At 53.7% G+C, this 1,661-nt stretch carries 1 rRNA gene; it reads right to left on the bottom strand.

The features are described 5' to 3' along the window. Positions 1–69: 69 nt before the first annotated feature. Positions 70–1,661: ribosomal RNA gene (locus ACTNBZ_RS14275) — 23S ribosomal RNA — on the bottom strand; the annotation flags it as partial.

Below are 1,661 nucleotides of genomic sequence, written 5' to 3'. Positions count from 1 at the left end.
TCCTGCACCCTCAAAACCGAACAATGTAGTTGATTTCACACTCCGCAAGCGCCTGCATTGCTTCTTGTTAAGGTCAAGCCCTCGGCTTATTAGTACCGGTCAGCTGCATGTGTTACCACACTTCCACCTCCGGCCTATCAACGATGTAGTCTACATCGAGCCTTACCTCATGAAGAGTGAGAGATCTCATCTTAGGGGGAGTTTCACGCTTAGATGCTTTCAGCGTTTATCTCGTCCGTACATAGCTACCCAGCTATGCCCTTGGCAGGACAACTGGTGCACCAGAGGTACGTCCATCCCGGTCCTCTCGTACTAAGGACAGCTCCCTTCAAATCTCTTACGCCCGCAACAGATAGGGACCGAACTGTCTCACGACGTTCTGAACCCAGCTCGCGTGCCGCTTTAATTGGCGAACAGCCAAACCCTTGGGACCGAATTCAGCCCCAGGATGCGACGAGCCGACATCGAGGTGCCAAACCTCCCCGTCGCTGTGGACGCTTGGGGGAGATCAGCCTGTTATCCCCAGGGTAGCTTTTATCCGTTGAGCGACGGCACTTCCACTTGCATACCGCCGGATCACTAACTCCAACTTTCGTTACTGCTCCACCCGTCGGTGTCGCAGTTAGGCTCGTTTTTGCGTTTACACTCACTGCACGATTTCCGTCCGTGCTGAACGAACCTTTGAGCGCCTCCGTTACCTTTTTGGAGGCGACCGCCCCAGTCAAACTGCCCACCTAACAGTGTCCCCCGACCCGATTCAGGGCCGCAGGTTAGAAAACCAGCAAATCAAGGGTGGTATCCCAAGGACGGCTCCACCTGAGCTGACGCCCAGGCTTCCAAGCCTCCCACCTATCCTGTACATGATTTACCGATTTCCAGTATTAAGCTACAGTAAAGCTCCATGGGGTCTTTCCGTCTAGTTGCGGGTAACTGGCTTCTTCACCAGTACAACAATTTCGCCGGGTGGGCTGTCGAGACAGTGCCCAAATCATTACGCCATTCGTGCGGGTCAGAACTTACCTGACAAGGAATTTCGCTACCTTAGGACCGTTATAGTTACGGCCGCCGTTTACTGGGGCTTCAATTCAAACCTTCGCCTTGCGGCTAAGCTCTCCTCTTAACCTTCCAGCACCGGGCAGGCGTCAGCCCATATACGTCATCTTTCGATTTAGCATAGACCTGTGTTTTTGGTAAACAGTTGCTTGGGCCTTTTCACTGCGGCCTCCCGTAGGAGGCGCCCCTTATCCCGAAGTTACGGGGCCAATTTGCCGAGTTCCTTAACAACCCTTCTCCCGTTGGCCTTAGGATTCTCTCCTCATCTACCTGTGTCGGTTTGCGGTACGGGCGCCTTAGTATACCTCACGCCTTTTCTCGCCTCTGGACATCGAGGACTTCCCTACTATAGTTTCGGTCCCTTTCGCCCGGGTCAACCAACGCCCGGGTCCCTCTATTCCAAAGTGTCAGCGTGCTTAAAGTTCGGCGGCTACGGAATTTCTACCGTATGTGCATCGACTACGCCTCGCGGCCTCGCCTTAGCTCCCGGCTTACCTTGGGCGGACGAACCTTCCCCAAGAAACCTTAGATTTTCGGCCATTATGATTCCCACATAATTCTCGCTACTTATTCCGGCATTCTCACTCGAATACAGTCCACCGCTGCTC

Origin of the sequence: Pseudoflavonifractor sp. HCP28S3_F10, from assembly GCF_052065415.1 — a bacterium.
Lineage (GTDB): Bacteria > Bacillota > Clostridia > Oscillospirales > Oscillospiraceae > Pseudoflavonifractor_A.
This window is presented reverse-complemented; position numbering and strand designations above follow the sequence as displayed.